The organism is Sphingomonas sp. LH128 (genome assembly GCF_000293195.2).
Taxonomy (GTDB): Bacteria; Pseudomonadota; Alphaproteobacteria; order Sphingomonadales; family Sphingomonadaceae; genus Novosphingobium; species Novosphingobium resinovorum_A.
Window position 1 is genome coordinate 1 of the sequence record NZ_ALVC01000005.1, and the last position, 8,504, is coordinate 8,504.

8 protein-coding genes and 1 pseudogene are annotated in these 8,504 nt (G+C 56.3%); all 9 read right to left on the reverse strand.

Annotation, left to right across the window (positions count from 1 at the left end):
* Window positions 1-321 (reverse strand): annotated as a pseudogene (locus tag LH128_RS00745) (IS6-like element IS6100 family transposase); the annotation flags it as partial.
* A gap of 813 nt (window positions 322-1,134) precedes the next feature.
* Entirely contained in the window at window positions 1,135-1,473 is a 339-nt protein-coding gene (locus tag LH128_RS00750; protein WP_008827651.1) for a non-heme iron oxygenase ferredoxin subunit, read from the reverse strand.
* 401 nt (window positions 1,474-1,874) lie between these two features.
* Complete coding sequence (gene cynS, locus LH128_RS00755; protein ID WP_008827652.1) at window positions 1,875-2,360, reverse strand: cyanase; 486 nt, start codon at window positions 2,358-2,360, stop codon at window positions 1,875-1,877.
* A 163-nt stretch (window positions 2,361-2,523) separates the two neighbouring features.
* On the reverse strand, window positions 2,524-3,744 hold the full coding sequence (locus LH128_RS00760; RefSeq protein ID WP_008827653.1) for an aromatic ring-hydroxylating oxygenase subunit alpha: 1,221 nt from the start codon (window positions 3,742-3,744) through the stop codon (window positions 2,524-2,526).
* A gap of 36 nt (window positions 3,745-3,780) precedes the next feature.
* Entirely contained in the window at window positions 3,781-4,302 is a 522-nt protein-coding gene (locus tag LH128_RS00765; protein ID WP_008827654.1) for a nuclear transport factor 2 family protein, read from the reverse strand.
* Between the two features lie 11 nt (window positions 4,303-4,313).
* Window positions 4,314-4,691, reverse strand: a complete 378-nt coding sequence (locus tag LH128_RS32925; protein ID WP_008827655.1) for a hypothetical protein — start codon at window positions 4,689-4,691, stop codon at window positions 4,314-4,316.
* Window positions 4,692-4,716: 25 nt separating this feature from the next.
* Window positions 4,717-5,070, reverse strand: coding sequence for a hypothetical protein (locus LH128_RS00775; RefSeq protein WP_008827656.1), 354 nt, complete (start codon window positions 5,068-5,070; stop codon window positions 4,717-4,719).
* The gene (locus LH128_RS00780; protein WP_008827657.1) at window positions 5,063-6,283 is read right to left on the reverse strand and encodes an aromatic ring-hydroxylating oxygenase subunit alpha; all 1,221 of its coding nucleotides are present in this window, start codon (window positions 6,281-6,283) and stop codon (window positions 5,063-5,065) included. Before LH128_RS00780 ends, LH128_RS00775 begins: the two co-directional genes overlap by 8 nt.
* 23 nt (window positions 6,284-6,306) lie before the next feature.
* On the reverse strand, window positions 6,307-8,504 hold a 2,198-nt coding region (locus tag LH128_RS00785), incomplete at its 5' end, for a TonB-dependent receptor (protein ID WP_008827658.1).

Genomic DNA, 8,504 nt, shown 5'->3' on the forward strand with positions numbered 1-8,504 from the left:
CGGCGACAGGTAGAAATCGATCGTGTCGCCCCGCTTGTCGACTGCCCGGTACAGGTAGGTCCACTTGCCCCGCACCTTGACGTAGGTTTCATCCAGGCGCCAGCTCGGATCAAAGCCACGCCGCCAGAACCAGCGCAGCCGCTTCTCCATCTCCGGGGCGTAGCACTGGACCCAGCGATAGATCGTCGTATGGTCGACCGAAATGCCGCGTTCCGCCAGCATTTCCTCAAGGTCGCGATAGCTGATCGGATAGCGACAATACCAGCGCACCGCCCACAGGATCACATCACCCTGGAAATGGCGCCACTTGAAATCCGTCATCGTTCCGTCCGTCCAATCTCCGCCAAGCATGCTCAAGCTTCACGATTTTTGCAACAGAGCCGGTCGTACTACCATCGACAGTCAGGGACTTGCCAATTTCCGGGCAATCGGTGGCGGTTAAGCCAACACTCATATACCGGCCTCCTCCTGTTTACTCGCTGTTCTTTCGAGGCGGCAGCCTCGAAAGAACATGTGTTCTCGTCCAAATGCTCGAGACACCGGGTCTTGACAACCGCCCCGTCTGCCGACTGTCCGACGAAGCCGCTTCAGCGATCTGCGCGCGACGCGCCCGCACCTCTCAAATCTAGGCCCGCCATGCAGCAAAGCATCGGAACAATCGACATTGCCGTCAATCCGAATAGCGGCAATTCCTGTCCGATTTCCGCCTCCAAATCGAGGCGCGGGCACCAAGCGTTGGAATCAATCCACTAGATGCCGTAATGGGCCGGCGTCTCAAGAGTAGCCAGGTTGGTGGCTGTCCCTCAGAATGATGGTGTTGAAAACGGGGTCCGAGTGATCGGCCCCAAGCATCATGAGAGGAACAGCCATGGAGTACTATGCCGGAATCGATGTCTCTCTGAAAGAGAGCAGCGTATGTGTCGTGGACGACCTCCGCACCAACATAGCTGTGCGATGATGTGGTCGTTGTAGGTTCACGTCAACCGAAATCTCCGCCGCCGCACGCGCCGCCACCCCAGCGCAGAAATACTTGATCAGTTCTTCCTGGACACCTCGCCGAAGGCAGCTCCTGCTGCCTCTCTCTAACCATATGACATACATAACCTTTATCTGCTATCTATGTCAGCCCCTAACTCATTGCTCCACCATGCCGCCCTGGTCGGGCACTTCGATAGCTATCCAGCCGTCATCCAGAACCACCTTATAAGTCTTTAAGGCGATCTGGCAGGGGAAGGCGGTCGGTGCCCCGCTTCCAATATCGAACGCTCCACCGTGGAAGGGGCATTCGATAATCATTCCATCTTGGTACCCATCGGTCAGAAATGCGTTGCCATGGGTGCAGGTGTTGTCTGTCGCAAAGTATCGATTCTCGAAACAGTAAACAGCTAGTGCGGGGAGTCCGTCCCGGTTAACGGCCACAGGCTCACCTTCTGTGACATCAGCGGCCTTGCACAGCCGAATCATTGTTTTCATATTAGTTTTCCTCTGACGTGCTCCCCTGATTGTTCATCAGTCAGAGGTAGAGTCCTTCCATTGTTTGAGGGTCCCCCGGTTGACGCACCCCTCTCTGAATTTGACCGTCCAAGGGCAGCGTCCGATATTGGAAGCGGGGCACACCCCTGCCGAGAGCGCCGGCCAACATGCTTGGGGGCATGCTCCCAGGCATGTTGCCATCACCTCAATCAACCATCATGAAGAGCGAGACTCTACCTCTGACTGATGAACAATCAGGGGCGGATGTCACCAGTATATACAAAAGACGCATGACCCTTGAAGATGCTGGCGACTTAGAGTTTCAATCACTATCTCCATATTACAGGCCGCGCTCTATTGTGCTAGACATCTTGGAAACCAACGGCGAAATCTATCTTCGATTAGGCTTCTTTAAGCCCGTTGACTGGATGGTTTCCGGTTGCACCATAGTAGCGATAGGGGAGGAACTTGCCCGACATGACGATCTTTACACGATCGCCCGCCGGATCGGGCAGGCGCTCCATGGCGAAGTCGAAGTCGATCGCCGACATGATGCCGTCGCCGAACTCCTCTTGGATCAGTTCCTTCCAACTCGTGCCGAAGATGTTGACAAGCTCATAGAAGCGATAGACCAGCGGGTCGGTCGGCGGCGTCGTGAAGGTGCCGCGATAGGGCACCTCCTGGATCAGCCGGGTCTCCGCCTCGGTCAGGCCGAACAACTCGGCGGCAGCCGAAGCCTGCGCTCTGGTGAAGCGCATTTGGCCGAGAATACCGGCAGTGACCAGGACGGGCGAGGCGCCGCCGATCGTCTCGCAGATATGTGCCCAGTTCCAGCCCTTCTCACGCTTGATGTCGAGCAGCTTCTCAGTGAGGTCCTGGCGTTTCATGGCATTACTCCTTATTGCAAAGTTCGGCAAGAACCAGAAATACGCTCCAACAACAACTAGTAATGTGAGGATTACCCATCACCCATCTCATTATCCCGTTCCCCTCAGGACAGGTGAATTAAATCCGTCCGAGCTTTTTCGGTTAGTGTTTGAAGGCGCCCATTCATCGCCGAATGATCCGCTCAACTGTTTCGTGCAAGCGGCGGCAGAGCACTTCCTGATCCTGAAAGTAAAACTGTTTAATGACGCCGGATTCAGCTACGGCCTGGCAGTCCTCAAGCGTGCTGAAATCTTCCAGCCAGACATTGCTCGACATGACACGCGCATATTCGACGGCGAACGCCTGGGCGGCGGTTTCAGGCTCCGTCGAATACATGTTGATGCGCTGATACATGCGGCTGACCGAGACAGGCCAAAAATTGTGGGTCTGATATTGACCGTCGAACAGCGCGATCCAGAAATTTGGGAAAACGAAGTAAATATCAGCTGCCCATTCCTTGTCGCGCGTGGGGTTCACCCCACGCGGCATGTCCACGATCTGCCCACTATTATAGGAGCGAATCGAAGGGCCATACTTCGCCGCCAGCTCATCGATCGGGCCGCGCGTCGGGTTCGCTCCCGCCGGCATCGAAAGGCGATGATTTTCGCCGAATGCCGAGAAGTCCAGCATGTGAATCATGGGGTTTTTCTGGCCGCCGAGCGAGTTGCCGAGAGTACGCCGATGCAGCGTAACCGCATGATAGCCTTCGACCTGGGAATCGACGCTGAGCTTCCAGTTACATCCCACCTCTCCTTCATAGCCAAAAATGGGGCTGTAGGTACTGAAAGGATAGCCAGCCAGTTCCTCCTTCAGGCCACCCAGTTGCTCGTCGAGCGTGAGGTGAGGCGTCTCGTCGAGATTGACGAAAATGAAGCCTTCCCAGAAATCGATGGCTATCGGCAAAAGGCCAAGAGTACGCCGATCGATGTCAAAGAACTGCTCTTCGTCTGGAATGTCGACGACATCGCCCTTGTCGCTGAACACCCAGCCGTGAAATTCGCACACGAAAAACTTCTTGTTGCCGGTTTTCACAAAGGACGTATTGTCGGCCAATTTTTGGCAAATCTTGTTGCCGCGGTGAGGGCACGCGTTGTGGAAGGCGCGAATACTTCCATCCCGCCCGCGTGTCAGCAGGACACTGACCTTTAGGAATGGGATGTCATGGACAATGTAGTCACCCGCCTTCGGGATATCGGATTCGCGACCCAAGTTCAGCCAGTAGCGACGAAAAATCTTGTCACGCTCTAGCTCGAATTGCGCCTGATCGGTGTAGACCTCAGGGCTGACTGGGCCAGTGCCTAGATTCAGCTTCTTTGTCCACGATTCGGCTGTTTGGATATTCATATTCAATTCCCATCAATGCTTTAGAGCATACTGACCTCAGCGCTGCGCACCCCGGATCGGGCCGTCGGCCCATCCTTTATCGTACGACGCCATCAGTCGGATGTTGATTTCGATACGGGTAAATTTCCATTCGCCATCAATCTTGCAGTAGCGGTCGAAATATTCACCGGCGAGCCAGACCCCCTCGTTGGAAGCGTCGGGGAAATCCATCGTTGCGGGCTCCCAAAGGTACCACGAGGCTTCTGCTGTTTGACCGTCGCCGCTGACATTGATGAGCGGTTGCAGATAATAATGCGTGGTCCAGCGCACACCGTTCACACGGGCATTGTCGCGATACATAGCTTCCAGCGCTGCGTGCCCCTTGTGCGCACCAGAAAACGGCGGATTGAGCACAACCTCTGCGTCCTCGGTGAACATTGGAAGCAGCAAGTCGACGTTATTATCGTCATCGCAGGCCCGGGAATATCGCCAGCGGAGCCGCTTGATCGCCTCAATGTCGTCGAGGCGCTCGATCTTCCGCTCCAGTTCGGCAATGCGTTCATCGATAGGCCTGGTCATCGCAGCAATCCTTAAACGAACGCCTCGCGCGCGACCGACATGGCCGGACGGTTCGCTACGGCCTCGTGGGTGGGCAGGAACTTGCGCGCGTCGAAGCCACAAACGACAGCCGGCTGATGGAAGAACTCGATTGCCGGCGCGACCATCGCCAGCCCATAGCTAAGTTGAAGCAGGTTGTTTTCCTCGTCGGTAAGATCCTCAAGCACCTTGGCATCGAAATCCTCAAGGATATCCGTCATCAGCGGTGTCATGGCATCGTAGAATTCTCGCAATTTCGCAATGCTCGTAGTAAGCCGCTTCTCTTGGCGTGCGGTCTGCGTCGGAAGGATCCAATCGCGCGCAAAGAGTTCCAGAACCCTGTATTTCTCAGGCAACATATGAGCGTTCATCGGAACTGCACTCCCTTCAGTATTTTCAACGATCAGTTTGGAGGTCTGCGGGCTTGAAGAAGTCGGCGCGCACATCGACCTGATTCCACGCTTCGAAGCAGCGCGAGATCTCAACGTAGGACATCGCTATTTGCAAAAGCGCATCATCCTCAGGCGTCAACCCCTCAATCGGAAGCTTTTCTAGGTAAGCCATCACAGCCGGCATCCGCGGCGACACCGCATCGTAAAACGGCCTGATTTCTTCGATTGTGCTGCCGGTTCGTTTGGCGAACCGCTGCCGCTCCGAGCCAAGCGCCCATTCGCTCACCCACGGATCAAGATCTCTGAAGTTTTGGGGCAGGTTGTTCGAGGTCACCCCCCGATTTGCGACGTCAGACATCGGCGTGACTCCTGCAATTCTCAACGTGTCTATGGATGGTCTCGTACTGGTGACGGACCGCGATTTCCTGATCACACAGGACAAACTCACCGTCAGGCTCGGCGACGCTCTGGATCGCAACGGCGGTATTCATGTCTTCGCGCACCACATCACGCAGCGAGACAACACCATATTCCTGGCTGACGCGCCCCGCAGCCGTGGTAGCCGTCGGTAGGTAAACTTCGAGCTCGCAATGAGTGCGGTTCGCGGCGACCGGCCACAGGCGAATGATTCCAAACAGATTGGCGCTCAGGAACAAGACCGAATTTGGAAAGACCTCGAGAATATCGAAAGCCCAGTCCTTCGACTTTGTGTTGTTGATTCCCGGCGGGAGCGCAACCCCGCCTTCATTATAGGCTGCCACGGCACCATACTGGAAGGCGAGCGCCTCCATCGGTGCAAGCTCACGCTCGCCTACATTTTGCGGAACTCCGACCACCCGGTGATCCTTAAACAGGCGGACCCAGTCGTTGGGCAGCCAGAGCGGATCGGGATTGGTTGCCGCAACCTGTCCAGTATTGTTGAACAAGTGGACATAGGCTGCATGATAGCCCTCAACCGAACTATCCAGATAAAGCTTCCAGTTGAAATCCAGAGTCCAGTTATAGTTTCGCACCGCCTGCCAGTGATCCGTTGCGAAAAAACCATGAAAATCATCGTAAAGCTCGCCAAGGAACACTTGCAGGCTCTGCTCGGGTTCGGGCGAGAAGTTCACGAAGACCAGGTCTGACCATTCCCCGACATTGACTGGCTTCAGCCCATGATCCGCCTTGTCAAAGTCGAAGAAATATTCTTCGCCGGGGATTCCAGCTACCTGGCCGCTCAGATCGAATGCCCAGCCATGAAAGGGGCAGTTGATCCGGTTATGCGTATGGGTTCCGGGAACGCACAATTTCATGCCGCGATGAGGGCACACGTTCTTGAAGGCGTGCAGTGCCCCGTCGCGCGTTCGTGTGACAATGACCGAAGTCGAGAGAGTCGGAATGTCTCTGACGAAATAGGAACCTGGTTTCGGCAAATCGCTGGTCCGCGCAATCTGGAGCCAGGTATTGCGAAATATGGCGTCCCGTTCCTTCTCGAAGTACGCTTGCGAACAGATCCGTGAGCTCGGGATCGGCTCCAGACTGAGATTTGGATAGCGGCTATGAAGCTGCTGGTTGAGCGGTTCGTTCATCATGAGTGTCCTTTCATAAAGCCCTAGAATTCCTTGCGTAGCGACACGGTCCACCGGCGCGGCTTCGAATACTGGATTTCGCTGCAACCGCACAAAGTGGAAACGTCGAACGCAGTCTCGACGTACTGTGCTTCGAAGACGTTTTTCACGTAGAACTTTAGGGTCCATGCCGCGTCGGCGCTGGTCCAGGCTAAGCCGGCATTGACCAGCGCGTAGCCGTCGTGCCGCTGGCCCGCGAAGTTGCGGATATTGTCGTAAAAGCTGGAAATGTAGGAGCCATCGGTAAGCAACGACAGCTTTCCGCCAAGTGGTGCAAAAGGCAGTTCATAGGCCAAGTTGCCTGACAGCTGGAAACGCGGAGAAAAGGTGGGGCGGACATCCGCCAGCACCGCCGGTGCGGTCGGTGTCGCTGCGGCGATCGCCACATTCTCGACCGTCGCCTTGGTATAGGCCATCGCCAATCCGCCACGCAGTCGCTCGCCGATGGTGAATTGGGCATCCACCTCGGCGCCCCATACATGGGCATCATTGTTTCTGATGATGCCAGAGGCATTCTGGAGCGCGAACGTCTGATAGTCCTTGTAATCATAGTAGAATACGGCGGCGCTCAGGCGAAGGAGATTATCGAATAGCGCCGTCTTCGCGCCTAGCTCGTAAGAATAAAGGGTTTCCGGGCCGTAAGGGATTTCCGAAGGTTGCAGCGGCGGGCTGTTGTCGGGCAGCTTACCATTGAAAGCGCCGCCCTTAACGCCGCGATTGATACTGGCGTAGATTAGCGATCCATCCCCGCTACGATATTCGAGCGCAAACTTCCCCGCCCACAAGGTATCGTTCACGCGATTGCTCGTCGAAGGCTGAATGCCCGGTACCAGCAGCACATCCGTATCGATGGCATAATCGTCCGTGTTGGCAAAGATGCTCGACGCAAAACTGTACCGAAGCCGCTCATGAATCAGGCGACCACCAAGCACCACCTTAAAGTGGTCGGACAATGGATAATCCACCTGGGCAAACACCGAATAGTTGGTATTCTTGAATGTCACCTGATTGATCAGGTCCACACCGACCGGACCGGCTCCCAAGGACTCCGCGAACAAAGAGTTTCTCGGCGCCAAGAAGCCAATATTGGAGTCGGCGCTGACTGAGGAGAAGAACGCACCGGTCGCCCAACTGAGCTTGCCGTCGGTTTCGCCTGCAAGCCGGATTTCCTGCGTAAAGCTGTCCGAACTGTTGGCGGTGCCAAGCGCTAGGAAGTTGACCGCGCCGCCATCGACATCGACCGCAATCGACTTTTCGAAGCGCTTGTAGCTCGACACGGCAATCAGGTCGAACCCGTCGAACGCCAGATTCGTGTGGAGTGAAACATCATAGGACCGCAGATAGTAGCCGTCGCCGCGCGCGAAATCGGATGCTGTTTGCTGATGGTCAAGAGGCGCGACAAAGCCAAGGCCGTCCGGCGTCCCCGCCGGCGGGGCAACCGTACCGACATGTTGCCCCGCCGCATTGAACACCGGAACCAGGGCGCGCGACGTGTAGGGCGCGGTCCCGAGCTTCAGGCGGGCGGCCGTTCCGGCCAATCTCAGATTGAGGCGATCGGTGACGTCGGCTTCGATCTGCAATCGTCCAGCCAGCATGTCCTCCTTGCCTAGATCCTCGCCAAAACGTGGGGTCGGCGGCGCGCTGGGAAAAGCGAGTCCTGCTGGATAGACGTTTTGGAGGTAGCTGCCCTGGCGCGAATACAGCACCGAGGCACGAGCCCTCACGTCATCCGAAAGCGGGCCGCTGATCGCGCCTTCGCCCCGAACAGTGTCGAAGCTGCCGTAGCTAATTTCAGCGAAGCCTTCGAATTGATTCGTTGGCTGACGGGGAATGAAATGGATCAGGCCGCCGGTCGCATTCTTCCCGAACAGTGTGCCTTGCGGTCCCTTGAGAACTTCGACCCGCTCAAGATCGAAGGTCCCGAACACTTGCCCCTGTAGCGACGGCACGTAGGTGTCGTCATAGTAGACCGCGATCGGCCCCTCGAATATATCATTGAAGTCGTTCTGGGTCACTCCACGGATCGAATATTGCTGGCTCTGGCCAGCAGCAGCGTTGGACAGAAAAACCCCGGGAGTGAGCCGGACGATGTCCACGCCGGATTCGACGTTGAGCCGGGCCAACTCAGCGCCTCCGTAGGCCGACACCGCCATGGCAACGTCACGGACCGACTGCTCACGGC